The sequence below is a fragment of the Collimonas sp. GW821-FHT07E08 genome (genome assembly GCF_059418905.1).
Window position 1 is genome coordinate 225,538 of the sequence record NZ_JBWKQR010000005.1, and the last position, 26,355, is coordinate 251,892.

The window sequence follows — 26,355 nt, forward strand, 5'->3', positions numbered from 1 at the left end:
GTTGTTCACATGATGCGGCTCTATCGCTACTGATTTCATTACTCGATACTCCATGAAAAAAATACTCGCGGCGCTCGCTGCCACTGTCCTTTCCATATCCGTTGCCTTTGCCCAGACATTGCCGCCGCCGACAGTAGCCGCCAAATCGTGGCTGCTGCTCGATACCACCAGCAACCAGGTAGTGGCATCGCAAGATCCCGACATGCGCATCGAACCGGCCTCGCTGGCCAAGATCATGACCGCCTATGTGGTTTTCGATGCGCTCAAGGCCAAGAAAATCAGCCTCGACCAGATGGTCAATGTTTCGGTGCGCGCCTGGAAGGTCGATCCGAGCAGCTCGAAAATGTTCATCGATCCGGCGACGCCGGTGTCGATCAACGACCTGCTGTACGGCTTGATGGTGGTGTCGGGCAACGACGCCGCGGTGGCGTTGGCGGAAGCGGTCGCGGGCACTGAAGATTCCTTCGTCGCGCTGATGAACCACGAAGCCGAACGCATGGGCATGAAGAACACGCATTTCGGCAATCCGCACGGCTTGCCGAGCGCCGACACCTACTCCACCGCGCGCGACCTGGCGACATTGGCGGCCCACGTGATCGTCGATTTCCCCGAGTTCTACAAGATCGATTCGACCAAGAAATACACCTACAACAAGATCACCCAGCCTAACCGCAACCGCCTGCTGTGGCTGGACCCGACCGTCGACGGCATGAAGACCGGCCACACCAGCAGCGCCGGCTATTCCATCATCGCCAGCGCCAAGCGTCCGAACGCCGGCGGCGACCGCCGCCTGCTGGCGGTCGTGATCGGCACCAATTCCGACGGTACCCGTACCCAGGAAGCGCAAAAAATGCTGAACTGGGGTTTCCAGAACTTCGATGCCGTCAAGCTGTACGCCAAGGGCCAGGCAATCGATACGCCGCAAGTCTGGAAAGGCGCCAAGAACCAGATCAAGATCGGCTTCACGCATGACGTCTACGTCACCGTGCCGAAAGGCGTCGCAGAGAAGATCAAGCCAGTGCTGGAACGCACCGATCCGCTGATCGCGCCGATCCAGCAGAACGCCAAGGTCGGCACGGTCAAGATAAACGCCGACGGCAAGACCATTGCCGAGTTTCCGGTGGTGGCGCTGGAAGACGTGGCCCAGGCCACCATCTTCGGCCGCGCCTGGGATTCGATCCGTCTGCTGTTCAAATAAAGGCAGCGCACCCAGGGCTTGCCGCCCTGCCGGTCCCATCAAAAAAATGACAGCCGCGGCTGTCATTTTTTTTACCAATAATCATTCGCATGCAATGGCTGGACAACTGTATCACTCTGTATCATCTGGTTACAATTTTGTTTCCGCGTAACAATTAAATAGATTGTCCGAGAGCAAAATGTGGGGATACACTGCAGTCCCGTGACCAACCCTGGCCACGACAAAATGATGCGGCGCCCACCACAATGCGGCGCCAGCACATGGCTGTACAACAGGAGGAATGACATGATGCTCAGCTTCATTGGTTTCCAGCCGTACGCCTATCACGCCACGTCAAGGCCGCTCGCTCCGCCTCTTCGCTTCTAGCTTCTAGCTTCTAGCTTCTAGCTTCCAATTTTTCGCTATACCGAATTTCAATCCTGGCGCTCTGCACGCCCGGGTTGTCTTAGACGCAGCCGTCGTTCCGCCATGGCAGGTGGCGGCACGCCTGTGCGTCGAGCTGCAGCGGGACGCAATCTCGCTGCAGATGCGGTAACCGGACGCTCCCGATCGGACGTCCGGCTATGTCAATTCACATCAACTATGGAGAGATGCAATGAAATTGAATCGCAAATTAGTCGTGCTGGCTTTGTCTTGTGCTTACGCCAGCGTCGCACTTGCAGGCGCAGTCAAGGGATCCGGCGACTCGGTCTACAAGCCGACCGGCAAGGGCTGGGGCGAACTCGACCTGGACGTGCAGACCCATGCGCAAAAGATGGCGACCCTGAGGGCTCAGCGCACCGCCAACCTGACCAACCAGGGCGGTCCGGTGATGACCGGGCCAAAGAACGTTTACTACATCTGGTACGGCACCTGGGATAGCGCCTCGCAGAATGTATTGACCAACCTCGGCAACCACATCGGCGGTTCTCCATACTTCAACATCAACACCACGTACACCAATAAGGCCGGCACGCATGTGCAAAACGTCGTCAACTATGCCGGCACCACTACCGACAGCGGCTCGCTCGGCACCAAGCTGTCCGACGCCAACATCGAAACCATCGTCGCCAACAAGATCAATTCCGGCGCGCTGCCGCTGGATGTGAACGGCGTCTACTTCGTGCTGACCGACAAGAACACCACCGCCACCTCGGGTTTCTGCACCCAGTATTGCGGCTGGCATACCAACGCCACGATCAACGGCCAGGATATCAAGTACGCCTTCATCGGCAATCCTGAAACCCAGTGCGCAAGCTCGTGCGGCGCCAATACGCCAAGCCCGAACAACACGCCGGGCGCGGATGCGATGGCCAGCATCATTGCGCATGAACTTGAAGAAACGACTACCGATCCGGACGGCAATGCCTGGTACGCGTTATCCAACGGCATGGAAAACGGCGACAAATGCGCATGGAATTTCGGCGCCACGTCGACCGCTGCCAACGGTTCTGCCTACAACCAGACCTTCGGCACCATGAAGTATCTGATCCAGCAGAACTGGACGCTGCTGCCAAGCCAGGCTTGCGCCCAGCACTATCCGTGATGGCAAGACGGCCGTGATGTAACATGGAATTCCGCCGCGGAGCGCTCTGCGGCGGAGCTTCAGCTGATGCTCTTTCCGATTCAACCGCCCGAGTCCATGCCATGAAAAAATTTCCTCTCCTGCTGGCGCTGCTGCTGGCAAATCCGCTATCCGGCTTCGCACAGCAAGCCGCCGCTCCGCTCCAGAGAACCATACCGACCGTCACCCGCACGGTGCAGATTTTCAGCACGCTGGAAAACGAATTGAATGACGCTGTCCAGCAGCGCAACAGCGGTGTCATCGATAAACGCCTTGCCGACGATTATGAACTGCGCACCGCCGCCGCTCCCGCCCGGCCGACGCCGCGCGCGGAATGGATCGCCAGCGCCTTGAAGCAGGCGCCGTTTGCATCGCAGGTGCAACAGATGGCAGTCCATGAATACGGCAATCTGATGGTCGTCAGCTTCTTGTGGTCGCTGGATGTTCCCGCCGCCAGCCCGCTGGCAAAGAACATATTTGTCGTCGATACCTGGAAACAGGTCGACGGCGACTGGAAACTGGCAGCCCGCTACGCGGCGCCGGCCGACGCGCAGCACAAGAAAGTGCCGGGGGCAGACCCGTCCGCCATCGACGCCAAGAAAAAAATCTGACGCTGAACCCTGTCTCTTTCTTAGCAATGGAAACGCCATGACCTGCTTCAAGAATACCTTGCCCTTGCTGCTCGCCCTGGCGGCCGCCGGCGCCGCCGCCGAAACCGCGCAGGAAGCCCGCATCAAACAACTGATCGAGCCGCGCATGGGCGTCGGCATCAAGGTCGATTCGATCACAAAGACGCCTTATGCCGGCTTGTATGAAGTGCGCACCAACGGCGATATCTTCTACACCGATGAAAACGCCGACTACATCGTGGTCGGCAAAGTCATCGATACCCGCACCTACAAGGACCTGACCAAAGAAAGGGTGGACCAGCTCGCAGCGATCAATTTCGCCGACCTGCCGCTCGACGCCGCGGTCAAGACTGTCAAAGGCAACGGCAAACGGGTGCTGGCGATATTCGAGGATCCGAACTGCCCTTACTGCAAGAACCTGCACAAGACCCTGCAGGGAATCGACAATGTGACGATCTATACTTTCCTGCTCAATATCCTGTCCGACGATTCGGTGGTGAAGTCGCGCGATATCTGGTGCTCGGCAGACCGCAGCAAGGCGTGGAACGACTGGATGGCAAACGGCAAAGCCGCAGCAGCGGCCGCCTGCCCGACGCCAAACGACAAAGTGCTGGCGCTGGGCAAGAAGCTGCGTATCGTCGGCACGCCCACGGTGTATTTTTCGGATGGCAGCCGCACCGGCAGCGCGCTTGACGCCAAGGCCCTGGAACAGAAACTGGCTTCCATGAAGTAGCCCGGACAGCCTGCCGCAAACGCCGCCGGCTGGCGCCGGTCAGCGCCGGCGGCGGCTCCAGGCTTCCAGGAAGGCCAGCGTGACATTAGCCTCGTTGGTCTCCGCCAGGCCGCTGCCGAAGAAGGCGCCGACATCCTTGAAATCATTGCCGCCCGCCAGGTCCGACAAGCTGCGGAACGCAATGAATGGCACACGGTTGGCATACGCCACCTGGGCAAAAGCGCCGGTTTCCATATCCACCACCTGCGCCTGCAGGTTATCGAACAGATAGGCCCGGTAGCCGGGATTGGCCAGGAAAGCGCTGCCGGAAACACCGCGCCCGCCAACCCGCAACTCAGGCTGGACGCTGACGCACAGGGATGGATTCTTCGGCCCGCATTTCGCCAGCCCTGGCTTCAAGGTACGGGCCAGCGCCAGCATCTCGGGATCGGCCTGGAACTCGAAGCGGAATTCTCCTTGCGGCGCATTGCTTGCATTCATGACGAAATTGTCGCGCATGAACAGGCCGCTGCTGACCGGTCCATTCGGCGTATCGAACTTGAAATCCGGGCGCGGCTTGCCGTTGTCGGCCGCCAGCTTGACGCCCAGGCAGCTGACATCGCCCGCCGCGCCGCAAGGCGAAGGCAAGCTGCCGTCGCCGTTCCAGTAAACTTCCATCGGCATCGCCCAGCTCTCCGGCACGGTAACGTCGCCGACGTGGCTGGCCGGGTTGACGCCGCCGGCAATGCCGCTCATCAGCAAGCGCTCGATATGGAAATGATCCATCATCAGCTGCGTCACCATGGTAGCGTTCACCACGCTGACGCCGCTCAGCACGATCACCACCTGGTTGCCGCGCAGTTCGCCGGTGGTGAAGCGGTTGCCGTTGATCTTCCAGTCACGCTTCTTCTGCGTCTGTTCCAGCAGGATATCGGCTTCGGCGCCGAACGCCGAAACGATACCGATGCGCGGCTTGCATTCGCTCAGGCAATGGCTCTTTGCCGGCGGCGCCGCGCCGGCGGCGGCCGTCAAGGCTGCGCCGGCCAGCAAGGCGCAAGCTGCCTGGCGCAGCATTTTCAATACGGGGACATGGGCAGGCAAGGGCTTTCCTTTCATAGGGTAAAAAGGGTTGGTGGTTCAGGTATTTTCCGGCCCAGAAAGCGGCGCGCCAGCGCCCGGCTTGAGGCCATGGCGCCAGAGCAGCAGGCCGATCGCATAGGTGACATAGTAAGCCGCCAGGATGCCGAAAATCAGCAAGGTCAGCGGACTGCCGGAAAACTGGCTCGGGGTCCAGACCTGCGGTCCCGGCGCCAGGTAGAACTGGGCCAGGCGATAGACGATGCGGCCGGCGAACAGCAGCGACAGCGCAATGCCCAGGTGGGCGCTGGGCGTATAGAACAAGCCGGCCGGCGTTTGTTCGAATTTGGTGAGGCGGTGGCCATAAACGCCTAGTCCGATGCCCAGGGCAATGCCGCCGGCGACCGCCGCCAGATGGCCTGGATGCGCCAGGGAGGCCAGCGACAGCATGCCCATCAGCCAGGTAAACAGGCAAATGGTGATCCACGGCCTCACGGCCGACAGTTTCTGCCTGCCGACCATGCGCCGGATCCGCGAATACAAACGCCAGACCACCAGCGTGGCGATGCCGAGCGATACATACAAGGATGGATGAACGGGAATTGCCATGGATTTCTCCCCAATGCGGCCGATCGCGCCAGTCTAACCCAGTTTAATGCCAGGGTAATTACCCCTGTTTACGCAGCCTGCTCGGCTGCCTCGAAATTGATCTGCGCCTGCTCCCGCACCTGGGCCCGCCGCAGTTCCCACAGTTCGCGCAGCTTGTCCGAGCGCAGTTCGCGTTCGTCCGACTCCGAGACAAACCCGACTTCGCCGTTGCCGTCCGCCACGGTGCGGCTGAAGCTCCATTCGCGCGAGAACTCCGGCTTGATCGCGCCGGCGTGTTTGGTCGGCATGGCGCAGATCAGTTGCATGCCAAGGTTATCGCGCAGGAATTTCAAGACGTCGCGCGCGCGCCCTTCATCCATCTTGGCGAACGATTCGTCATTGACCAGCAGATGCAGGCTGGCGCCCTTCTCGAAACGCTTCAAACGGTTGGTGACGACGGCCGCATGGATGATGTAAGCCGGCGTTTCCAGCTGGCCGCCGGAACCGGTGCCCCACTCCGACAAACGCACATGCGAACCGGTATCGGATTCCTTGTAGATTTCATAGCGCCGGTAGTTGCGATAGTCGGCAACCCGCTGCAGTTCCTTGACCGCCTTGTCTTCGTCGTCCGACAGCAGCAATTGCACCAGGCGATCGCGCACCTGGCAGTTTTCCGGGCTCAGGACGGGATCGGCAAACAGGTTGCCGGCTTCCTGCGTATCCGACATTTCCGAGGTGGCGCAAAAGAAATCGTAGTAAGCCTTGAATTCCGGGATCCATTCCGACCAGTCGATGCGGAACTTATCGGTGCCGAACTTGAGCTTGTCGAGTTCGGTGTTGAGCGTCTTCAAGGTGCGCACGCCGGTATCGACCGCGTTGCGGATTTCGTAGCAGAACTGCTTGGTGAATACATCGTTGAACGACGCTTCGGCCGTGCGCAGCTGCTCCAGGTTCTTGATCAGGCCGATATCTTTCTGCCGCGTCAGCTGGGCCCGGGTGCGTTCCTGCAAGGTCACCATCAGCGCGTACAGCGGCGTGAAATCGCCATCGCGCAGATCGTCGCCCTGGGCCGTTTCAAACCGTTCGTCGATGCGCGCATGGGCGTGGTATTCGCCCAGGGCGTTGCGGGCGTCGCCGTACAGCTGCCAGCTGAGGGCGGTCTGTTTGGCGACGCTGGCGGCGGCCTGCGATTGCGAATGGCTGCCTTCGTTTACCCACGCCGCCACTTCGTCCGTCAGCGCGGTGAAAGACAGGCTGCCGTTGACGATGCACAGGTCGCGCAGTTTTTCGGCATCGCTGTCGACCCGCGCCTGCTTGGCCCCGAGGCCGAAATGCAGGCGCGTCAGCGCGGCCTGGTGGCCCTGTATGGCCTTTTCATGGCCGCCGATATTCTTGCTGCAAGCGGTCTTGCGCGCTTCCAGGGCGGCGATTTCAATGCCCAGGGCTTCCGCTTCGTCTTCCAGCTTGCTGACCTGGGTCAGGTCAAGCCGGCCCAGGTCCTGGCGTGCGGCGTCGAGCTCGCGCACCAGGTTTTCCAGTTCGTCGATCGCGGCAAACGACGGGCATTGGAGCTGCCCCATCAAGGCCAGCGCGCCCTGCAGCTCGCGTAGCTGGGCGCGTATCCGGATCAGCTCCTGCTCTGCGTGCGCATGCTCTTGTTCGGCGCGCTGCTTGGCAAGGCGCTTGGCTTCCTGGCCGAACACCAGCAGGTCGGTATCGGCGGTGAACATGGTGCGCGAGCCGCTGCCCTTGCCGTCCCGGGTCAGGCCGCGCGAAGTATGGCGCAGGGCTTCGGTATCGGCCACCTTGACCACCTGGCCGAACTGGTCGTGCAGATAGGCATGGGCAATCGGATGCTCAGTGCTCAGTTCGTGCACGATCGAGTCGCTCGGGGTTCTTTCGATTTTCAGGTTTTTCAGGCAGAAGCTGCCCTGGATCACATTGGCGCGCAGTTTCTTCTGCCGCACGAAATCGATCGCCTTGCTCTCCCACGCCTGGTCCACCACCAGGTTGAAACGGGCGCCGCCGAGATACCCTTCGATCGCTGCCTGCCACTCTGTCGACAGAGGCTCCACCAGGTCGCACAATACCTGCGCCCGCGCCGCGCCCAGCTCGGAGCGGAATTCCTTGAGCGCATGGCGGATATGCTGCGGGTAGTCGGCGCCGCCTTCGGCCAGGTTGGCTTTGCGCGAGGCGGCGTCTTTTTCGTGGCGCAAGGCGTCGTGCTCGGCCGTCCGCAATTGGGCAATCTGCGTGTGCAAGGCTGAAACGAAACTATGCTCCGTGCCGGCCAGCGCAGCGTGCAGTTTCCCCAAGGCGGCATCGACGCCTTCAAAGCCGCTGACCAGCATCAGCGATTTCAGCACATCCACTTCGTCCGCCTTGGCCAGCTCGGCGATGCTGCGCAGGTGCGCCGCGAGGTCCAGCGTGCCGGCTGCCGACAGCGCCAGCACTACCTGGCGCGCGGCGTTGGCGATTTCCTTCTGTTCCGGCGGGATCTGCATGCCGGCCACGCTGCGCGCCGCGGTTTCCAGCTGCTGGGCGGCCAGGGCGTTGTGCTGCAACGCGCTGAACACCGCCTTGATCTTGCCGTCGTTCTGCTCGATCAGATTCTGGATCCGGCTCTTCTGTTCGGCCGCAGGAATGCCCATCATCTGCGCATGGACCTGCGTCAGGCTGCGGTTCTTGGCGCCGCGGTCCTGCTCCAGCTTGTCGGCGTTCTCGGTTTCGTCGGCTATCAGCGCCTGCAATCCCTCGATGGCCGAGGCAGCGGCTTCCAGCTGGCGCTGGTCTTCGCGCAGGGTCAGCGACGACACCAGCAGCTGCGACTGGCTGGCGGATTGATGCGCGCGCGCCGTGTCGCCGACAGCCTTGCCGAGCAGCTCCAGGCGCTTGACGTTGTCGCTCAGGCGTTCACCTTCCTTGCGCAGCTCGTTGACCTGGCGCATCAGCTTGCTGATCTGGCCGATGCGCTGCGACAGCTGGCTGGTGTCGAGTTCCAGGATCTGGTGCTTGACCAGGTCGTCGACGCTGCCGATCGGCTTGTGCGCAATCGACTGGCTCCAGGCCCGCGCCGCGCTTTCCGCTTCGGCGAAGGAAACGGTTTTCTGGCCGCGGAAACGGCCGTACAGCTGGCACAGGTACTCGCGTTTGCTGTCGCGGAAATTGGTGATGCCGCGGTATTTCCCGGCCAGGTGATGCTCGATCTTTTCCACCGCCACCACCGCCATGCCGCCGTCGATCTCGGTCGACGTCAGGTCGCCCAGCTGCAGCGCGACGCCGTCGATGATCAGCAGCGCCAGCCGTTCCGACACCGCCTGGCGACGCTCGCCGGCGCCGTCGACGCGGGCGGAAGCCGCCACCAGCGCGGTGAATTCGCGTCCCTCCTCGCCCTCGCTCGGCTTGAACACCGCGGCGATGTAGCCGTGCGCGCCGTTGGGACGGGCGAACAGGTTATCTTCGGCGCCGACGATGTAAGACCACAGGGTGCGTTTGGTCTTGCCGTTGCGCGCGCCCTGGGTGGTCTCGTCCTGGCCCGGGTTGTAGCTGAAAATATTCTGGTAGACAGCCGTCATCACGGTTTGCAAGGCGTCCAGCATGGTCGATTTGCCGGAGCCGGTAGGGCCGGTCAGCAAAGTCATGTTGCCCATCGGGTATTCCTGCGAGCGCAGGGCGCCCCAGTTAACCAGGATCAGTTTATCCAGCTTCATTCCACGTTTCCTTCAATGCCTTGCGCTGTAAATTCGTCTTCCGCTTCGACGCCGGCTTGCCGGCTGGCAGGTTCTGGCTCGCTGCCGGCGCCGGCCGGCAGCGGCTCCGATTCCAGCGCGGCTTCCAGCATGTCGTCGCTGATGATGCCGAGGATGGTCGGCCGGATCGCCAGCAGGGCGTCCTCATCGTCCATCGAAAAATTCGGCGCCAGCCGGATCAGCCGATGGCGCTTGAGATCGTTGAGCAGGCGTTGGCGCTCGATGCTGGTGGGCGGCAGTGCGCGCTTCAACTGCGTCTGCAGGGTCGCCGACAACTCCTCGAAGCGCGTCAGCACCTCGCCGGAATCCGTCAAGCGGTTGCCGCCTTCCGACAAGCCCTGCTGGTACTGGAAGCGCAGCGCCAGCGCCGCCGCGACAAAATCGGGCGACAGCCTGGCGCGCAAACCCGGCACCGGTTCCAGCCCGTCTTCCGGCAAACCCGGCACTTCGGCGCCGGGCGCATACAGGCGAAAGAATTCGCCTTTCAGGTTGTGCTCAAGGCGGAAGCCGCCGAGCTGGAAATAATCGCCCAGGCAGGTTTCGATGCGGCGCGCATCGTCGTACAGGCGCTGCTCGACGCCGTCTTCCTCGCGCAGCACGATGCCGGCGGCGAACAGGCGTCCGACGATTTCGCGGAAACGCTCCAGCGGCAGGTTGTGCAGCGCCAGCTGCTGGTTCAGTGTTTCATTCAGGGTCATGTTTCATCTCGATCTGGTAATCGTCGCCGGCATAGAACTCGTTCCAGAGCTTGCCCGGCAGTTTCTGCACGGTGAGCCGGTCGTCGCGCGCGCCGCGCACGGCTTCCACCACCTGCATGTTGTTGAGGACGTCGGTGGTGGTCGCCACCGGCAAGGTCGACAGCCGGATCGGCCGGTCGCGCAAGCGCAGCTCGGCGCGGATGCGGTGCACGATGTCGTCGTTGGACAGGGCGAAGGCGTCGGCCTCGGCGCGGTACATGGCGGCCGCCAGCCGGGCGTCGCGCGTCACTTTCGGCTGTGCCGTCACGGTCAGCGCCTTGCGCCGCTGCGAAGCGCTGCGCAGCTTGAAGCCGGCCGGATCGAGCAGGCGGATTTCGGCCGGCGCGATGGCGGCGCCGATCCGTTCCAGCAAGGCGTCCTGCGCCGCGCCGCTGAGCTTGGCGGTCTTGCTGATCGCCACGCTGTAGGCTTGCCGGGTCTGGCCGCCGCGCAGCATCAGCGCCTGCTGCACGATGCTGGCGGCGCGCTGCATGTAGACGCTCATGGCCTTGATCAGTTCAGGATGTTTGGTGGTGCAAGCCGCTTCCACCATTTCTTCGATGCGGTCCAGCATCCACTCCAGCGTTGACGGCCCTTGCCGTTCCTGGCTGGCCCAGCGGGCGATATCGTTGAGCTGGTCTTCCAGCGCCTGCGACTTGTCATGCTCCAGGCTGTGCAAACGGGCAATCACGTCGCGGATCGCCTGCCGGTGGCGTTCGATGCTGTCGGCCGTGAGCTGCTTCTTGAATTCCTTTTCGAAGCGGTCGAGGAATTCCATGAAACCGTCCCACGGCGTTTGCGACGCTTCCAGCATCAGGCGCCGCACCAGCTCCTGGAAATAATCGACGCCTTCCGACAAATCGCTGATCACTTTTTCGGCGTAGTCGTAGGCGTCGATCAGGTCGTAGGCGTCGACATTGCGCAGCGCGGCGTTGAGCGCATTGCGGCAGCTGCGCACGTTGCGCTGGCGGGTGCGCGCGCTGCGCCGGTCTATGGCCCAGAACGCTTCGGCAAACAGCTTGCCGGCGCGCGTGAAGCGGTAGGCGGTGACCAGGCCGGCGCGGTCGCCGAAGGTCTCCAGCCAGCCGTCCCTGAGCAGGGTGCTCAGCAATGCACTGCTGCTTTGCTGGTCGTCGGCGCCGGCGGGAATCAGGTCGTCGTCGGCCAGCCCTGCGTCCGCCGCTGCCTCTTCCTGCGCCAGCATGACCTGGCGCGACTCCTGCACCACCGGCAGCAGCAGGTCGCGCAAGCCGTCGCGCGTCAGGTTCTGGCCATAGTCGGCGCTGGGGCCGTGCAGCCGCTCATACAGCGCACGCACGCAAGCCACCACTACGCCGCGGTGCTTGCCGGCCAGCGGCCTGAAAAAATTGAGTCGGTCTGGTTCAAAAAACAATCGGGTTGCCTGCCTTAGCTACGGAAATGCGTTACAAAAATACGTTGCAAAAACGAAAATATATCGGGTATTGGCGCCTGGCGATATTGCCGGCGGCGTAATTGTGTAAATTAAAGCCTAACCCGCCATTGTAAAGGGTCGCGCCGGCGCGCACCGGCTATATCGAGCCGGTATTTTATACAGTGGACAGAAAGCCGGGCCATCCGTAACATCCATTGCTAGAATGCCGCCAGACATTCCCCGCCTATCCGCCAGGAGACACCGTGCCATCGAGCCGCCCCACCAGCCATCCCAGCATGACGATCCAGCGCAAACCGGGCGCCAGCGGCCTGGCAGCCTTGGCAACACCGCTTGGCGCGCACTGATGCGCCGCCGCTTCCCATGACCCCCTTGTCCCTGCCCGCGGCTCCGGCCAATGTCATCGCTGCCGACGGCCAGCCATGCATGGGGCGCTATGCCGGCCAGACCGGGACCATCGACTGGTCGGCCCTGGCTCCGCCGTATGCGCGCGGCAAGCTGTGGCGGCGCTTCCATCACAAACGCTGGCAATACGTGGCGCTGTCGACGCCGCGGCTGCTGTGCGGGATCGCGATTGTCGACGTCGGCTGGACCAATACCGCTTTCGCCTATGTCTTCGACCGCCAGCTGGGCAAGCAGATCGCCGGTTTCTCGCAGGACGGCATACCCGGCCTGAGCGCCAGAGTCAGCGACCGGCCGGACGGCCCCAGCCGTTTCCACTGTTTCGGCAACCGCATCGATTACCGGCCGCCGCTCGCCGGCGCCGAGGTTGGCGGCAAATACCAGCTCAGCGTGCAATGCGAGCAGTTCGAGCTCGAGGCCGAATTCGACGCCAGCCGGGCCGCTCCCCTGTTCCTGGCAGTGGGCCCGATCGTGCACGGCTCGGTGCACGCCACCCAGAAATCGCCGGGCATGCCGCTGACCGGCGAAGTGCGCGCTGGCGACGAGCGCTATGCACTGGACGGCGGCGTCGCCAGCTTCGATTATTCGAACGGCTTGCTGGCGCGCAATACAGAGTGGCGCTGGGCCTCCGCCCACGGCCTGGATATCGGCTTCAACCTGCAGGCAGGCTATTTCGGCAAGCAGGAGAACGTGCTGTGGCTGGACGGCCAGCTGCATGCGCTCGGCCACGTGCGGTTCGAGTACGACCTGGCGGCGCCGCTGGCGCCGTGGCATATCTATACCGACGACGGCCTGCTCGACCTGCAGTTCATGCCGGAAGGCGCGCGCCACGAAAACAAGAACCTGCTGGTCGCCGCCACCCGCTATATCCAGCCGATAGGGAGTTTCAGCGGCTGGGTCAAGCCGGAGCGCAACGCCGCGCCGCGTCCGGTGGAGCACCTGGTGGGCGTGACCGAGGAACACTTCTCGCGCTGGTGACGTTGCTGTGCACCAACATAGCGATTCGCAATTTTCCAACACCTGCCGCATTTCCCCTGCACCGCCAATATGTTTGGTATACCATTGCCGGCCAATTTTTCATTTGTGAGGCATGGCGATGTCAAATGCTTGCGGCGTGGATTTCGGCACGTCTAATTCCACCGTCGGCTGGAGCAGGCCCGGACAAAGCGCCTTGCTGCCGCTGGAAGACGGCAAGGTCACCTTGCCTTCGGTGGTTTTCTTCAACGCCGAAGATGACGCCTTCAGTTTCGGCCGCGCCGCGCTGAGCGCTTACCTGGCCGGCTACGAGGGGCGTTTGATGCGTTCCCTGAAGAGCCTGCTCGGCTCCAGCCTGATCGACGCCCAGACCGAGGTCGGCGGCCGCGCGCTGCCGTTCCGCGCCCTGCTGAGCCATTTCATCGCGGAACTGAAAACCCGCGCCGAACAGGCTGCCGGCAAGGATTTCCAGAGCGTGGTGCTGGGCCGCCCGGTGTTTTTTGTCGACGACAACCCGGCCGCCGACCAGCGCGCCGAAGATACGCTGGCGGAAATCGCCCGCGCCGTCGGTTTCCGGCACATCGCCTTCCAGTACGAACCTATCGCCGCCGCCTTCGACTATGAATCCAGCATAGAGCGCGAGGAGCTGGTGCTGATCGCCGACATCGGCGGCGGCACCTCCGACTTTTCGCTGGTGCGCCTGTCGCCGCAGCGCGCCGGCAACAGCGAACGGCGCGACGACATCCTGGCCACCGGCGGCGTGCACATCGGCGGCACCGATTTCGATAAATACCTAAGCCTGTCCAGCGTGATGCCGATGCTGGGACTGGGCAGCCGCCTGGTGAACAACAGTGAAGTGCCGTCCAGCTATTACTTCAACCTGGCGACCTGGCACACCATCAACCAGATCTATACCCGCAAGGCGTGGCTGCAGCTGAAGGACGTGCAGCGCGAAACGGTCGAACGCGAGAAATTCAGCCGGCTGCTGGACCTGGTGGAACAACGCGCCGGGCACTGGCTGGCGCTGCAAGTGGAGCAAGGCAAGATCGGCTTGTCCGACGCCGAAACGGTGCAGCTCAGCCTGGACCGCATCGCTCCCGGCCAGGCCCTGAGCCTGACGCGCCAGCAGTTCAACGACAGCATCGCGCACCTGGTGGGCACGGTGGAAGACACCGTGGGCAACCTGCTGCGCGACGCCGGCGTGACGCCGGCGCAAGTCGATACGGTATTTTTTACCGGCGGCTCCAGCGGCGTACAGCTGCTGCGCCACAAGATCGCGGCCCTGGCGCCGGCGGCAAAAGCGGTCGAAGGCGACCTGTTCGGCAGCATCGGCGCCGGCCTGGCGCTGGATGCGGTGCGCAAGTTCGGCTGAACCTGGCAGCCTGTCGGACTTAGGATGATCGGCTGCTAGCCGGCGCTGTCGTCGGTTTTATCCGCCTTGCCGCCGCGCTTGCGCAAGCCGGCAAGCTCCGACAGGCGCATGCCTTCCGGGATCGCCAGGCGTTTGCCGTGGCCGATCCGCTGCGCGTGGTAAATCCCGGTATGGCCGGAAAACAGATAGCTGACGACGCAGGCAATGCCGGCCAGCACGCCGATCTCCGGTCCGAACAATTCGATCGCCATGATGGTCGACGCAATCGGCGTATTGGCGGCGCCGGCGAAGACCGCCACGAATCCCAGACCGGCCAGCACCGGAACCGGCATGGACAGCAGCTGGGCCAGGGCGTTGCCCAGCGTCGCGCCGATATAGAACAGCGGCGTCACCTCGCCGCCTTTGAAGCCTGACGCCAGGGTCGTCACCGTAAACACGATCTTGCCGGCGAAGTCGTACAGCGGCAGCGGTTTCTCGAATGCCTCGACGATGGTCGGAATCCCCAGCCCCAGGTATTTGTCGGTGCCCGGCAGCAAAGCCAGCAGCAGCACGGCCACGCCGCCGGCGAACGGCCGCAGCGGCGGGAACTTGATGAGGCGCTTGACCAGGCGCGACAAGCCGTGGGTGGCTTGCGCGAACACCATGCCGACCAGGCCGAACACGATGCCGGCGGCCAGCGTGGCGGCGAAGATCGCGATGCTGAAATGCGGCACGAAGGGAATCGCATAGTGGGTGTGGTGCACCCCGAGCAATGCCGGCACCTGGTCGCTGACGATGGCGGCGATGAAACAAGGCAGGATGGCGTCGTAGCGCAAGCGGCCGATGGCCAGCACTTCCAGCCCGAACACCGCGCCCGCCAGCGGCGTGCCGAACACCGAAGCGAAACCGGCGCTGATGCCGGCCATCAGCAGGATGCGGCGCTCGTCCGGCCCTAGCCGGCCGATGCGGGTCACCATGTCGGCCAGGGCGCCGCCCATCTGCACCGCCGTTCCCTCGCGGCCGGCCGAGCCGCCGAACAGGTGGGTGGCCACGGTGCCCAGCAAGATCAGCGGCGCCATGCGTTTCGGCACGATGCGCCGGGGATCGTGGATTTCGTCGATCAGCAGGTTGTTGCCGCCTTCCACCGACTTGCCCAGCAAGTGATACGCCAGGCCGACCGCAAACCCCGCCAGCGGCAACAGCCACAGCAGCCAGCGATGAGCGTTGCGGGTATCCGTGGCCCACTCCAGCGACAGCAGCAGCGCTGCCGACGCCAGGCCGACCAGCGCGCCGACCACCGACGCCAGTATCAGCCAGCGCGCGAGATACGCCAGCATCAGCAGCTGTTCAGGGTAATGTGTGTTTTTCATGGATAAAGGTGCGAGATTTGAAGGACTCAAACCTGGATGGCAAGGAAAGCGCGCACGCCTGCAGATCCCGTCCAGGAACTTGCAGGCATCATCAGCTGCGTTTGGCTGGAGAGATTGCGAAGGCTCAAGTCAAAAGCGGCGGTTCAGGGAGGAATGCCATCTCCGAAACACTACGCCAGCATTGTGCCGGACACCGATGTCCGGCGCAAGCCTCAGCCCTGATCGAAACTGGTCAGCTTCGCCAGCGCGTCCAGCCACCAGGCAAGCGCAGGCCCGACTTCGCGGTCGGGCCGGTACACGCACTGCATCGGTAGCGCCGCTCCCTCCGGCGGATGGCCGGCGGTCTGGATACGCACCAGCCGGCCGCTCGCCAGGTCGTCCGCCACCACATGCTGCGGCATATAGCCCCAGCCCATGCCGGCCCGCAGCAAGGCGTGCTTGGTGCCAAGATCGCTCATGCGCCAGGACAGCGAGGAATGCACCGAAAAATCCTGGTTGGCGGTGAGCGCGCTGCGGTCGCTCAGCACCAGCTGCACCTGCTGTTCCAGCACATGGCCGGGGATGCGGCCGCGGAACTGCGCCAGCGCATGAATCGGCGCCACGACGCCGGCCAGCAGCACCGTCGGCAAGCTGATGCGCAGCAAATTGGGGGGAACGATAGGCAAGGTGCCCAGCACGCCCAGCATCGCCACGCCGTCCAGCACGCGCTCGGCAACCGAACCCAGCGCTTCGATCTCCAGCCGCACCGTAACGCCGGGAAACGCCTGCCGGAAGTCGCCCAGCAACGCCACCAGCGCCGCAGTCGGGAAAAACACGTCCAGCGCCAGCGTGATTTCCAGTTCCTGGCCATGCGCATAAGCGGCCGCACGCGCCTGCAGGGCATCGACCTGGTCCAGCACCTGGCGCGCATCGCGCAGCAGCTCGATGCCGGCAGCCGTCAGCTGCGGCCGGTAGCTGCTGCGGTCGAACAATGGCAATCCAAGCTGGTTTTCCAGCGTGCCGATGGCATAGCTGACCGCTGACTGGGCGCGCTGCAGCGCCTTCGCCGCGGCCAGGAAACTGCCGCTGTCGGCCACCTGGGCGAACACCCGCAATTGATCCAGCGATAACCGTTCGATATTCATGGCGATCCAACAATATCCAATAATTAGATACTGATTATCTCAAGATTATCAATATCCGGCGAGGAGCGGGAAGCATAAGATGGTTTCGTCCGCTGCACCAGATACGCAATCATCCATCGATACAGCGGCTTGCAAACGCTTACTTACATCGAAACCCTTTAAAACTCTTTTATAGACTGGAACCATCATGCAAACTTCACCAACACTGTATCGTATCGGCCGGGTCCTGCTGGCCTCCCTGTTCGTCATTTCGGGCCTCTTGAAAATCACCGCGTTTTCCGGCGTGGTCGGCTACATGAGCAGCCTCGGCATCCCATTCGCGACTTTCGCCGTGCTTGTCACCATCCTGGTCGAGGTCGGCGGCGGCCTGGCGATCATGACCGGCTGGAACGCGCGCCCCGCAGCACTCGTGGTAGCGCTGTTCACGGTCGGCGCCACCCTGGCGGCGCATCGTTTCTGGCAGGCAGATCCCGCCAGCGTGCAAAACCAGCTGAATCATTTCCTGAAAAACATCTCGATCATCGGCGCCCTGCTCATGCTGGCGGCGGTCGATACGGATGCAAAAAAATAAACGCGACCTGCCCGGAGGATTTTATGAACAAACCCCTTTTCAACCGCCAGCTCGAACGCCTGGTCACCGGCATCAACACCCAGGACGGCGCCGGCGTCAGCCTGGTGCGGGTCCTCACCAACGACCTGCAGCGCCGGCTCGACCCGTTCCTGATGCTCGACAATTTCCATTCGGACAAACCGGAAGACTATCTTGCCGGTTTCCCCGACCATCCGCACCGCGGCTTTGAAACCGTCACCTACATGCTGGCCGGCCGCATGCGCCATCGCGACAATGCCGGCAACGAAGGTTTGCTGCAGGCGGGCGGCGTGCAGTGGATGACGGCCGGCAGCGGGCTGGTGCACTCGGAACTGCCGGAACAGGAAGACGGCCTGATGAGCGGATTCCAGCTATGGCTCAACCTGGCATCCGGCGACAAGATGGTCGCCCCCAGCTACCGCGACCTGCAGGCCGACCAGATTCCGCAAGTTTCGCCGCAGCCCGGCGTCAAGGTGAAGGTGATTGCCGGCTCCGCTTTCGGCACCGCCGGCGCGGTGCAAAGGCCGCACACCGAGCCGCTGTACCTGGACGTGCAGCTGGAGGGCGGCCAGCAGCTGGAATTGCCGATCCCGGCCAGGCACAACGCCTTCCTGTACGTGTTCGAGGGCGCGCTGCGCATCGGCGAAGACGGCCGCAGCGCACCAGCCGGCCGCATGGCGATCCTGAGCAACAGCGCCGATGCCGCCGGCGTCAGCCTGCAGGCCCAAGGCAACAGCCGCTTCCTGCTGATTGCCGGCAAGCCGCTCAACGAGCCGATTGCGCAGTGGGGACCGTTCGTGATGAACACCCGCGAACAGGTAGAGCAGGCGATCCAGGATTTCCGCGACGGCAAGATCTGAGAGCGGAAAAAGAGAAAGGGGCGAGCAACCAGCTCGCCCCTTTTGGTATGCTTGACGGACATCTCATCATTCCAGCCGGCCATGACACGCAAGCTCTTCTGGCAAGATCCCTACCGCACCACGCTTGACACCCAGGTCGTGGCCGTCGACAACGACCGCATCCGCCTCGCGGAAACCATTTTCTTCGCCTTTTCCGGCGGCCAGGAAAGCGACCACGGCACCGTGGCCGGCCATCCCGTGCTGTCCGCGGAAAAAGACGGCCTGGACATTCTCTACACGCTGGCCCCGGGGCATGGCCTGCAGGCAGGCAGCGCGGTCGAAGTGGCGATCGACTGGGACCGCCGCTATCGCCTGATGCGGCTGCACTTCGCCGCCGAAATGGTGCTGCAGCTGGTGTACAAGCTGCGGCCCGGCATCGAACGCATCGGCGCCCATATCTCAGCCGACAAAGGGCGCATCGATTTTGCCCACGAAGGCAGCATTGCCGTGCTGCTACCGCAGATCGAAAGCGAGGTGGCCGCCCTGCTCCAGGCCGACCTGCCTATCGTCACCGCCTTCACCGATGAAGCGGCGCAGCGGCGCTACTGGGAAGTCGCCGGATTCGCCAGGATGGCTTGCGGCGGCACCCATCCACGCTCGACCGCCGAGGTCGGCGCGCTCAGGCTGAAACGCAAGAATATCGGCAAGGGCAAGGAGCGCATCGAAATCAGCTTGCTGGAGAGCGCCGCCTGAATCAGGGCTTGAAGGCGCGCTCGTACTTGCCCGCGACCTGCTCCAGCAGCGCGCGCAGTTCGGGTTCGGGATGCCAGTTGCCGTTGGCCATGACGCCGAGCGGAGCCCGCAAGGTCGAGAGATCGTCCAGCGGATTTTTCGCGGAAAGCATCAAGTCGGCGCGGTTGCCCACTGCGATCGTGCCAAACGACTCGGCGTTGGGCACGGAACGGCGGATCAGTTCACCCGGCGTGCGGGTAGCGGCGGAAAGGACCTGGTACCGGCTGAGGCCGGCCTGCTCCAGGGCGCGCAGGTCATCGTGCAAGGAAAAACCGGGCGCCAGGCCGGGAATGGCCGGCGCATCGGTGCCTGTCACCAGAGGCACGCCGGCCTGCGCCATCTCTTTGATGAAACGTTTCAGGAATGCGACCCGGGCGTCAAGACTGCCTTGGCGTTCCGCATAATCGTCCTCCCGCCAGCGAATCCGCCGGGCCGGCGACACATACCGGGTTTCGGGCGCGCGCAGATAACCCTCGACGACTTCCGGCTTGCCCCACTGCTGCGCGATCGTTGCGTAGGTGATGAGGTCGGCCGTGACAAAAGCCTTGTTGCGCTTGATGAAAGCGATCGCCGCCGGAATCTCGGCAGGATCAGGCGCGCTGTTCATTTGCCCCGATGGGCCCGCGTTTTTTTTCTCAGGATGGGAAAACGTCGTATAGAAAAACTCTTCGGCATGGGCCACCAGGACCTGTCCCGCGTCGAGCTGGCGTTCCAGGCCGACCCGGGTGACGCCGTGGCCGATGAGCGCAATGTGCTGGTCCTTGCCTTCCTCGATGAGCGCCTGGAACACGGCCGGCGACAGGTTGTTGTAGACCTTGATGAATTCGTAGCCATTGGTTTTGGCGAGGCCGACGATGGCGTGCGCCTGCTCCGGCGTCGCCACCACGAAGTGGCCGTACTGCGGCGTCCCGTCAACCAGGAAACCGGCATAGACATGCGGTCCGGCGAGCTTGCCGCGATTGATCTCAGGCCGCACTTCCGCCATGAAACCGTTAGACGCCTCGCCCATGTTCAGCACTGTGGTGACGCCATTGGCAAGGTAGACCAGCATGTCGTCGGCAGTGTCCGAATGGACGTGCATGTCGGCCAGCCCGGGCGAGAGGAACGCGCTGCCGTGGCCGTCGACGATGCGCGCGCCCTTTGGAATCGGAACCGCCGGCCCGATCGCGGCAATCTTGCCGTTCTCGACCAGCACGGTCTGGTTGCGCACGATACGGTCGGTATCCATAGGCAGCAGGTTGACCGCGACGAATGCGGTAATTGCAGGGGGTTGCGGTTGCGGCGTTTGCGCGAGGGCAGGCGGGAAAAGGAACGGCGCAGCCGCCGCGATCAAGGCGAATAGTTTCAATTACGGTCTCCGTTGGCGTTGTTATTTGAATGAGTCCACGAGATGAAACCGAGGAAGACGCCGCTACTTGCTTTCCATCGACAATGCCAGCGTTTCCTTGATTTCCTCCATTACAACATAGCTCTTGGACTGCGCCGCGCCCGGCAACTGCAGCAGCATGTCGCCCAGCAGTTTGCGGTACTCCGCCATTTCGCGGATGCGGGCCTTGATCAAGTAATCGAAATCGCCGGACACCAGGTGGCATTCCAGCACCTCCGGGATGCGCAGCACTTCGCGCCGGAACTGTTCGAAGGCATGCGCCGATTTCTGATTCAGCGTAATCTCGACAAAAACCAGCAGCTTGGCGCCGACCGCGGCCGGGTTGACGCGGGCGTAATAACCGTCGATGACGCCGTCGCGTTCCATCCGCTTGACGCGCTCGATGCATGGCGTGATCGACAAGCCGACCTGCTCGCCCAGGTCCTTCATCGACATGCGGCCGTCCTGCTGCAGCAAACGCAAGATATGGCGGTCCAGCTTGTCCAGGGTGCGGCTTGATTCCTTGTAGATTCTCATGTCTCGAATTTGCTGGTATTTTTAGTGTTAAATCCTGAATATATCGATTTATACAGTAACAAATGCTGTAAATTAGCTATTAGCATAGCGCTTATTACTGCAAATAAAAACCAATTCAGGCGTTAGGGAGAATCAAGATGCGGGTGCTCATTCTTGGCAGCGGTGTGGTCGGCGTCACCAGCGCCTATTACCTGGCCCGTGCCGGCCACGAAGTGACGGTCATCGACCGCCTGCCGGGTCCGGCGCAAGACACCAGTTTTGCCAACGCCGGCCAGATATCCCCCGGCTACGCCTCGCCCTGGGCTGCGCCCGGCATCCCGCTGAAAGCATTGAAGTGGATGCTGCAAGAGCACGCACCGCTCTCGATCACCCCCGACGGCACCCTGTTCCAGCTGCGCTGGATGTGGCAGATGCTGCGCAACTGCAGCGCGGCCCGCTACGCCGTCAACAAGGAACGCATGGTGCGCCTGGCTGAATACAGCCGCGACTGCTTCAAGGTGTTGCGCGCCGATACCGGCATCGCTTACGAAGGCCGCCAGCTCGGCACCATGCAGGTATTCCGCAGCCAGCAGCAGCTGGACGACGCCGCCAAGGATATCCAGGTCCTGCAAGACACCGGCGTGCCGTTCGAGTTGCTCACGCCGGACCAGCTGGCGCTGGCGGAACCGGCGCTGGAAGCGGTCAAGCACAAGCTGAGCGGCGCCCTGCGCCTGCCGAACGATGAAACCGGCGACTGCCAGATGTTCACCACCCGGCTGGCCAGGATGGCCGAAGAACTGGGCGTGCGCTTCCGCTACAACCTGCAGATCGATGCGCTGACCCTGGCCAACGGCGAGATCGCCGGCGTCCAGTGCGGCCCCGAACACCTGCAGGCAGACAGCTACGTGGTGGCGCTGGGCGCCTATTCGACCGGCTTCCTCGGCTCGCTGCTGGATATCCCGGTGTATCCGCTGAAAGGTTATTCGATCACGGTGCCGATCGTCGACGCCGAAGCGGCGCCGGTCTCGACCATCCTCGACGAAACCTACAAGATCGCCATCACCCGTTTCGACAACCGCATCCGGGTCGGCGGCATGGCCGAGATCGTCGGCTTCAACAAGACCCTCAAGCCGAAACGGCGCGCCACCCTGGAGATGGTGGTCAACGACCTGTTCCCGGGCGCCGGCAACACCGCCGCCGCCAGTTTCTGGACCGGCTTACGGCCGATGACGCCGGACGGCACGCCGATCGTCGGCGCCACCCATATCCGCAACCTGTTCCTCAACACCGGCCACGGCACGCTCGGCTGGACCATGTCTTGCGGTTCGGCGCAGCTGCTGTCGGACCTGATCTCCGGCAAGCGGCCGGCGATTGCCGCGGACGACCTGGCGGTCGGCCGCTACAGCAGGCATGGCGCGCAAAGCGAGCACCCCGCTTACGCCTGACGCGGCTCCTGCCGCGGCAGATATCATCGTCATCACCGTTTTCTGAACGATACACATCATGCATCCACAAGCGGCACATGCAGGCGCAATCCTGACCGTCGATCTCGACGCCCTGCGCAGTAACTATCGCCTGCTCCGCAAGCAAGCCGGATCGGCTGCCTGCGGCGCCGCCGTCAAGGCCGATGCCTATGGCCTGGGCGCGGAACGGGTCGGGCCGGCGCTGGCGGCGGAAGGCTGCCGCCACTTCTTTGTCGCCCACCTCGACGAGGGCATTGCGCTGCGCCCGCATTTGCCGGCAACCGCGCAAGTGTTCGTGCTGCATGGGCCGCCGCCCGGCACCGGGCAGGAATTCATCAGGCACGGCCTGACGCCGGTGCTCAACAGCCTGCAGCAGATCCAGGACTGGCATGCGCTGGCGCAAGCGCTGCAGCGGCCGCTGCCGGCCATCGTCCAGGTCGACAGCGGCATGTCGCGGATGGGCTTGCCGGCGGCCGAAGCCGAAGCCTGGCTGGCGCACCCCCTGTACCGGCAAACCATCCCGCCGCTGTTCCTGATGAGCCACCTGGCTTGCGCCGAACACCAGGACCATCCGATGAACGCCAGCCAGCTGGCGCGTTTCAAGGCACTGCGGCAGCGCCTGCCGCAGGTGCCGGCCAGCCTGGCCAATTCTTCCGGGATTTTCCTGGGGACCGGCTACCAGTTCGACCTGGTCCGCCCCGGCGCCGCGCTGTACGGCATCGCGCCGGTGGCCGGCGCCGCCAATCCGCTGCAGCCGGTAGCCGCCCTGCATGGCCGCATCCTGCAAACCCGCACCATCGAGCGCGGCGACCATGTCGGCTACGGCATCAGTTATAGCGCCACAGAACAGCGGCAGATCGCTACCGTCGGCGTCGGTTATGCCGACGGCTGGCTGCGCGCCATGAGCAACCGCGGCGTCGCGTTCATCGACGGCAAGGCCGCGCCGATGGTCGGCACCGTCTCCATGGATTCGATCACTATCGATGTCACCGGCATCGCCGCCGAACGGCTGCAGGCGGGCGCGCTGGTCGAACTGATCGGTCCCAGCCGCCCGGTCGACGACGTCGCGCGGCTGGCCGGGACCATCGGCTATGAAATCCTGACCGGCTTGGGAATGCGCTACTATCGGGAGTATGTCGGGCAGTGATGCCAGCTCTCGAACCCGGTCCTGCAATCATTTAATTTCACGCCATGTCCAATACAACCTTATCCGACCAGCTGCTCACCTGGATCGACGGCCACTTTGACGAAGAAGTCGGATTCCTGCAAAAGATCGTCCGCATTCCCACCGACACCCCGCCCGGCAACAACGCGCCGCACGCCGACGCCGTGGCCGAGCTGGTCGCCGCCTGGGGCTGGCAAGCCGAGAAGCACCCGGTGCCGGCCGCCGCCGTCAAAGACTACGGCATGGAGAGCATCACCAACCTGATCATCCGCCGCCAGTATGCCGGCGCCGGCCCGGTGCTGGCGCTGAACGCCCACGGCGACGTGGTGCCGCCAGGCGAAGGCTGGACCAAACAGCCGTATGGCGGCGAGATCGAAAACGGCCGCATCTACGGCCGCGCCACCACGGTGTCCAAAGGCGATTTCGCCACCTACATTTTTGCCGTGCGCGCGCTGGAAGCGCTCGGCGTGCCGCTCAAGGGTACGCTCGAACTGCACTTCACTTATGACGAAGAATTCGGCGGCTTGCTGGGGCCGGCCTGGCTGCTGGAAAACCAGCTGACCAAACCGGACCTGGTGATCGGCCCCGGCTTCAGCTACAACGTCCTCACCGCGCACAACGCCTGCCTGCAGTTCGAAGTGACGGTGCACGGCAAGGCGACCCACGGCTCGATGCCGGAAACCGGCCACGATGCATTGCAGGCCGCGGCCAAGGTCCTGCAGGCGATCTACGCCAAGCTGCCCGACCTGAAAAAAATCAGTTCGGCCATTCCCGGCATCACCCATCCGACCATGATCGTCGGCCGCATCGACGGCGGCACCAACACCAATGTCGTGCCGGGCAAGGTGGTGCTGAAGATGGACCGCCGCATGATTCCGGAAGAAGACCCGGCGGCTGTCGAAGCCGACGTGCGGGCCATGATCGCTGCCGCTGTCGCCGACCTGCCGGGCATCCGCGTCGACATCAAGCGCCTGCTGCTGGCGCGCGCGCTGCGGCCCTTGCCGGGCCACGAAAAACTGCTGGCCAGCGTGCAGAAGAATGCGCAAGCCGTTTTAGGCGAAGCGATTCCGGCCAACGGCTCGGCGCTCTACACCGATGCCCGCTTGTACGGCGAACACGGCATTCCAGTGGTGCTGTACGGCGCCGGTCCGCGCACGCTGATGGAATCGAACGCCAAGCAGGCCGATGAAAATCTCGCGCTGGACGACCTGCGCAAAGCCACCAAAGTGGTGGCGCTGACTTTGCTCGATTTCCTCGCACAATAAACCGCGATTGCCGGGCGGGCCCAAGCGCCTCCCGGCAGACATGCCGATGTTGGTGTAACATTAGCCATCGCTTGAGCGCACGGATCGTATATCTGTGCCGCATCCCGGCAGTTCCTGCCAGCGCTTTCCGCCTGCTGTACATATTTAACCCAGCGCCAGCAACTGGCGCTACTCCAAGCATCCCATGACAAACACTACTGCAACTTCAGCCCCGGAGAAACTGCTCCCGGGCTGGCTTCTTTTACTTGGCGCGCTGACCGCCATCGGCTCGCTGTCGATCGACATGTACCTGCCGAGCTTCCCGACCATCGCGCAGCAGTTCGGGGTCGGCAGCAACCTGGTGCAGCTGACCCTGGCCAGCTTCCTGGTCGGGCTCGCGGTCGGCCAGATGTTCTACGGGCCGCTGAGCGACCGTTTCGGCCGCAAGCCGCCGCTGTATGTCGGCATGGCGCTGTACCTGCTGGGTTCGCTGGCCTGCATGGTGTCGCAAGACGTCATTGCGCTGATCGTGTTCCGCTTCCTGCAAGGCCTGGGCGGCTGCGCCGGCATGGTGATCGCGCGCGCCGTGGTCCGCGACCGGCTCGGCACCACCGGCGCCGCCAGGGCGTTTTCGCTGATGATGCTGGTGATGGGCCTGGCGCCTATCCTGGCGCCGCTGATCGGCGGCAGCGTGCTCAAGTTCTGGGGCTGGCGCGTGATTTTCGGCGGCCTGGCCGCCTTCGGCCTGTTTTGCCTGGTGGCGATCCACTACACCATGCAGGAAACGCTGGACCGCCGCCAGGCCGCGCCGTTGCACCTGGGCCGCACCCTGAAACAATACGGCCGGCTGCTGCTGGACCGCCAGTTCGTCGCCTACAGCCTGGTCGGCGGCCTGCTCCAGGGCGGCATGTTTGCCTACATTACCGGCTCCTCCTTTGTGCTGATCGAACTGCATGGCATCAAGCCTGAGCATTTCGGCTTCGTGTTCGGCGCCAATGCCTTCGGCCTGATCGCCGCCTCGCAGGTCAACGCCCGGCTGGTCGGCAGATATTCGCTCGACACCATCCTCGGCCGCGCCCTGTGGCTGCCGGCCCTGCTGAGCCTGTCGATAGCATTGCTGGTGGCTTGCGGCGTCAACAGCCTGCCGGTGCTGCTGGCCGGTTTCTTCGGCTACCTGGCCTGCTACGGTTTCATCAGCCCGAACGCATCGGCGATCGCCTTGTCGCAGCAAGGCAAGCAGGCCGGCACCGCGTCGGCGCTGATGGGCACCCTGCAGTTCACGCTCGGCATCACCTCCGGCGTCAGCATGAGCTTGTGGCATGACGGCACGGCATTGCCGCTGATGGTGGTGATGGCGAGCTGCGGCGTCGGCGGCCTGCTGCTGCATCGTTTGGCGGCGCGGCCTGAACACCGCCGCCTGCTGCAGGCCGCAGCGCGGCCGTGAGCGCGCAGACGGCGGGCGCTTTCCAGGAGTTAAGGCTGTCTGGCCAGGCGGCCATATGCGCATCTTCAACG

Annotated in this window: 22 protein-coding genes and 1 riboswitch; of the genes, 13 read left to right on the forward strand and 9 right to left on the reverse strand. The window is 63.3% G+C overall.

Annotated elements, in window-relative coordinates:
- Positions 1 to 52: 52 nt before the first annotated feature.
- The 4 genes from AC07RZ_RS08730 (at position 53) to AC07RZ_RS08745 (ending at position 4,103) form a co-directional block, all read left to right on the forward strand.
- Positions 53 to 1,198, forward strand: a complete 1,146-nt coding sequence (locus AC07RZ_RS08730; protein WP_494667655.1) for a D-alanyl-D-alanine carboxypeptidase family protein — start codon at positions 53 to 55, stop codon at positions 1,196 to 1,198.
- Between the two features lie 595 nt (positions 1,199 to 1,793).
- Positions 1,794 to 2,723, forward strand: a complete 930-nt coding sequence (locus AC07RZ_RS08735; protein WP_494667656.1) for a hypothetical protein — start codon at positions 1,794 to 1,796, stop codon at positions 2,721 to 2,723.
- A gap of 101 nt (positions 2,724 to 2,824) precedes the next feature.
- Entirely contained in the window at positions 2,825 to 3,352 is a 528-nt protein-coding gene (locus AC07RZ_RS08740; protein ID WP_494667657.1) for a nuclear transport factor 2 family protein, read from the forward strand.
- Between the two features lie 37 nt (positions 3,353 to 3,389).
- Positions 3,390 to 4,103 carry a DsbC family protein gene (locus AC07RZ_RS08745; RefSeq protein ID WP_494667658.1) on the forward strand — a complete coding sequence of 238 codons (714 nt, stop codon included), beginning with the start codon at positions 3,390 to 3,392 and terminating at the stop codon, positions 4,101 to 4,103.
- A gap of 39 nt (positions 4,104 to 4,142) precedes the next feature.
- On the opposite strand, the gene AC07RZ_RS08750 is transcribed toward AC07RZ_RS08745, so the two are convergent.
- From AC07RZ_RS08750 to AC07RZ_RS08770, 5 genes are all read right to left on the reverse strand, one after another.
- Positions 4,143 to 5,183, reverse strand: a complete 1,041-nt coding sequence (locus AC07RZ_RS08750; RefSeq protein ID WP_494667659.1) for a 5'-methylthioadenosine/S-adenosylhomocysteine nucleosidase — start codon at positions 5,181 to 5,183, stop codon at positions 4,143 to 4,145.
- 36 nt (positions 5,184 to 5,219) lie between these two features.
- Entirely contained in the window at positions 5,220 to 5,768 is a 549-nt protein-coding gene (locus AC07RZ_RS08755; protein ID WP_494667660.1) for a CcdC protein domain-containing protein, read from the reverse strand.
- 68 nt (positions 5,769 to 5,836) lie between these two features.
- A complete protein-coding gene (locus AC07RZ_RS08760) occupies positions 5,837 to 9,457 on the reverse strand; it encodes an ATP-binding protein (RefSeq protein WP_494667661.1) in 3,621 nt (1,206 codons plus the stop codon).
- Entirely contained in the window at positions 9,454 to 10,194 is a 741-nt protein-coding gene (locus AC07RZ_RS08765) for a DUF4194 domain-containing protein (RefSeq protein WP_494667662.1), read from the reverse strand. Before AC07RZ_RS08765 ends, AC07RZ_RS08760 begins: the two co-directional genes overlap by 4 nt.
- Positions 10,181 to 11,626: a Wadjet anti-phage system protein JetA family protein gene (locus AC07RZ_RS08770; protein ID WP_494667663.1), complete on the reverse strand. Its 1,446-nt coding sequence runs from the start codon at positions 11,624 to 11,626 to the stop codon at positions 10,181 to 10,183. Before AC07RZ_RS08770 ends, AC07RZ_RS08765 begins: the two co-directional genes overlap by 14 nt.
- Before the next feature lie 381 nt (positions 11,627 to 12,007).
- Between AC07RZ_RS08770 and AC07RZ_RS08775 the strand changes: the two genes are divergently transcribed.
- Positions 12,008 to 13,024 carry a DUF2804 domain-containing protein gene (locus AC07RZ_RS08775; protein ID WP_494667664.1) on the forward strand — a complete coding sequence of 339 codons (1,017 nt, stop codon included), beginning with the start codon at positions 12,008 to 12,010 and terminating at the stop codon, positions 13,022 to 13,024.
- Positions 13,025 to 13,142: 118 nt separating this feature from the next.
- Complete coding sequence (locus AC07RZ_RS08780) at positions 13,143 to 14,393, forward strand: Hsp70 family protein (RefSeq protein WP_494667665.1); 1,251 nt, start codon at positions 13,143 to 13,145, stop codon at positions 14,391 to 14,393.
- A 35-nt stretch (positions 14,394 to 14,428) separates the two neighbouring features.
- Here AC07RZ_RS08780 and AC07RZ_RS08785 read toward each other — a convergent pair whose 3' ends face one another.
- Together AC07RZ_RS08785 and AC07RZ_RS08790 are read right to left on the reverse strand one after the other, a co-directional pair.
- Complete coding sequence (locus tag AC07RZ_RS08785; RefSeq protein ID WP_494667666.1) at positions 14,429 to 15,742, reverse strand: voltage-gated chloride channel family protein; 1,314 nt, start codon at positions 15,740 to 15,742, stop codon at positions 14,429 to 14,431.
- 75 nt (positions 15,743 to 15,817) lie between these two features.
- Positions 15,818 to 15,915, reverse strand: a riboswitch (Fluoride riboswitch).
- Between the two features lie 39 nt (positions 15,916 to 15,954).
- Entirely contained in the window at positions 15,955 to 16,866 is a 912-nt protein-coding gene (locus AC07RZ_RS08790) for a LysR family transcriptional regulator (RefSeq protein WP_494667667.1), read from the reverse strand.
- A gap of 187 nt (positions 16,867 to 17,053) precedes the next feature.
- Here AC07RZ_RS08790 and AC07RZ_RS08795 point away from each other — a divergent pair, with 187 nt between their 5' ends.
- The 3 genes from AC07RZ_RS08795 to AC07RZ_RS08805 all read left to right on the forward strand — a co-directional run bounded on the left by AC07RZ_RS08795 (position 17,054) and on the right by AC07RZ_RS08805 (position 19,047).
- A complete protein-coding gene (locus tag AC07RZ_RS08795; RefSeq protein ID WP_494667668.1) occupies positions 17,054 to 17,437 on the forward strand; it encodes a DoxX family protein in 384 nt (127 codons plus the stop codon).
- Positions 17,438 to 17,460: 23 nt separating this feature from the next.
- The gene (locus AC07RZ_RS08800; RefSeq protein ID WP_144738204.1) at positions 17,461 to 18,315 is read left to right on the forward strand and encodes a pirin family protein; all 855 of its coding nucleotides are present in this window, start codon (positions 17,461 to 17,463) and stop codon (positions 18,313 to 18,315) included.
- Between the two features lie 81 nt (positions 18,316 to 18,396).
- On the forward strand, positions 18,397 to 19,047 hold the full coding sequence (locus AC07RZ_RS08805) for an alanyl-tRNA editing protein (RefSeq protein WP_494667669.1): 651 nt from the start codon (positions 18,397 to 18,399) through the stop codon (positions 19,045 to 19,047).
- 1 nt (position 19,048) lies between these two features.
- Here AC07RZ_RS08805 and AC07RZ_RS08810 read toward each other — a convergent pair whose 3' ends face one another.
- Entirely contained in the window at positions 19,049 to 20,434 is a 1,386-nt protein-coding gene (locus AC07RZ_RS08810; RefSeq protein WP_494667670.1) for an amidohydrolase family protein, read from the reverse strand.
- A gap of 63 nt (positions 20,435 to 20,497) precedes the next feature.
- Positions 20,498 to 20,989 carry an Lrp/AsnC ligand binding domain-containing protein gene (locus tag AC07RZ_RS08815; RefSeq protein WP_092395599.1) on the reverse strand — a complete coding sequence of 164 codons (492 nt, stop codon included), beginning with the start codon at positions 20,987 to 20,989 and terminating at the stop codon, positions 20,498 to 20,500.
- A gap of 137 nt (positions 20,990 to 21,126) precedes the next feature.
- Here AC07RZ_RS08815 and AC07RZ_RS08820 point away from each other — a divergent pair, with 137 nt between their 5' ends.
- The 4 genes from AC07RZ_RS08820 to AC07RZ_RS08835 all read left to right on the forward strand — a co-directional run bounded on the left by AC07RZ_RS08820 (position 21,127) and on the right by AC07RZ_RS08835 (position 26,284).
- On the forward strand, positions 21,127 to 22,413 hold the full coding sequence (locus tag AC07RZ_RS08820) for a D-amino acid dehydrogenase (RefSeq protein ID WP_494667671.1): 1,287 nt from the start codon (positions 21,127 to 21,129) through the stop codon (positions 22,411 to 22,413).
- A 58-nt stretch (positions 22,414 to 22,471) separates the two neighbouring features.
- Positions 22,472 to 23,578: an alanine racemase gene (gene alr, locus AC07RZ_RS08825; protein WP_494667672.1), complete on the forward strand. Its 1,107-nt coding sequence runs from the start codon at positions 22,472 to 22,474 to the stop codon at positions 23,576 to 23,578.
- Positions 23,579 to 23,622: 44 nt separating this feature from the next.
- The gene (locus tag AC07RZ_RS08830; RefSeq protein WP_494667673.1) at positions 23,623 to 24,861 is read left to right on the forward strand and encodes an ArgE/DapE family deacylase; all 1,239 of its coding nucleotides are present in this window, start codon (positions 23,623 to 23,625) and stop codon (positions 24,859 to 24,861) included.
- A gap of 184 nt (positions 24,862 to 25,045) precedes the next feature.
- Positions 25,046 to 26,284, forward strand: a complete 1,239-nt coding sequence (locus AC07RZ_RS08835; RefSeq protein WP_494667674.1) for a Bcr/CflA family multidrug efflux MFS transporter — start codon at positions 25,046 to 25,048, stop codon at positions 26,282 to 26,284.
- Positions 26,285 to 26,355: the final 71 nt, after the last annotated feature.

Excerpts from the sequence above, each read along its gene's own strand:
- AC07RZ_RS08730 (WP_494667655.1), top strand. The coding sequence starts at position 53 with ATGAAAAAAATACTCGCGGCGCTCGCTGCCACTGTCCTTTCCATATCC.
- AC07RZ_RS08735 (WP_494667656.1), top strand. The coding sequence starts at position 1,794 with ATGAAATTGAATCGCAAATTAGTCGTGCTGGCTTTGTCTTGTGCTTAC.
- AC07RZ_RS08740 (WP_494667657.1), top strand. The coding sequence starts at position 2,825 with ATGAAAAAATTTCCTCTCCTGCTGGCGCTGCTGCTGGCAAATCCGCTA.
- AC07RZ_RS08745 (WP_494667658.1), top strand. The coding sequence starts at position 3,390 with ATGACCTGCTTCAAGAATACCTTGCCCTTGCTGCTCGCCCTGGCGGCC.
- AC07RZ_RS08755 (WP_494667660.1), bottom strand. The coding sequence starts at position 5,768 with ATGGCAATTCCCGTTCATCCATCCTTGTATGTATCGCTCGGCATCGCC.
- AC07RZ_RS08760 (WP_494667661.1), bottom strand. The coding sequence starts at position 9,457 with ATGAAGCTGGATAAACTGATCCTGGTTAACTGGGGCGCCCTGCGCTCG.
- AC07RZ_RS08765 (WP_494667662.1), bottom strand. The coding sequence starts at position 10,194 with ATGACCCTGAATGAAACACTGAACCAGCAGCTGGCGCTGCACAACCTG.
- AC07RZ_RS08775 (WP_494667664.1), top strand. The coding sequence starts at position 12,008 with ATGACCCCCTTGTCCCTGCCCGCGGCTCCGGCCAATGTCATCGCTGCC.
- AC07RZ_RS08780 (WP_494667665.1), top strand. The coding sequence starts at position 13,143 with ATGTCAAATGCTTGCGGCGTGGATTTCGGCACGTCTAATTCCACCGTC.
- AC07RZ_RS08785 (WP_494667666.1), bottom strand. The coding sequence starts at position 15,742 with ATGAAAAACACACATTACCCTGAACAGCTGCTGATGCTGGCGTATCTC.
- AC07RZ_RS08790 (WP_494667667.1), bottom strand. The coding sequence starts at position 16,866 with ATGAATATCGAACGGTTATCGCTGGATCAATTGCGGGTGTTCGCCCAG.
- AC07RZ_RS08795 (WP_494667668.1), top strand. The coding sequence starts at position 17,054 with ATGCAAACTTCACCAACACTGTATCGTATCGGCCGGGTCCTGCTGGCC.
- AC07RZ_RS08800 (WP_144738204.1), top strand. The coding sequence starts at position 17,461 with ATGAACAAACCCCTTTTCAACCGCCAGCTCGAACGCCTGGTCACCGGC.
- AC07RZ_RS08805 (WP_494667669.1), top strand. The coding sequence starts at position 18,397 with ATGACACGCAAGCTCTTCTGGCAAGATCCCTACCGCACCACGCTTGAC.
- AC07RZ_RS08815 (WP_092395599.1), bottom strand. The coding sequence starts at position 20,989 with ATGAGAATCTACAAGGAATCAAGCCGCACCCTGGACAAGCTGGACCGC.
- AC07RZ_RS08820 (WP_494667671.1), top strand. The coding sequence starts at position 21,127 with ATGCGGGTGCTCATTCTTGGCAGCGGTGTGGTCGGCGTCACCAGCGCC.
- alr (WP_494667672.1), top strand. The coding sequence starts at position 22,472 with ATGCATCCACAAGCGGCACATGCAGGCGCAATCCTGACCGTCGATCTC.
- AC07RZ_RS08830 (WP_494667673.1), top strand. The coding sequence starts at position 23,623 with ATGTCCAATACAACCTTATCCGACCAGCTGCTCACCTGGATCGACGGC.
- AC07RZ_RS08835 (WP_494667674.1), top strand. The coding sequence starts at position 25,046 with ATGACAAACACTACTGCAACTTCAGCCCCGGAGAAACTGCTCCCGGGC.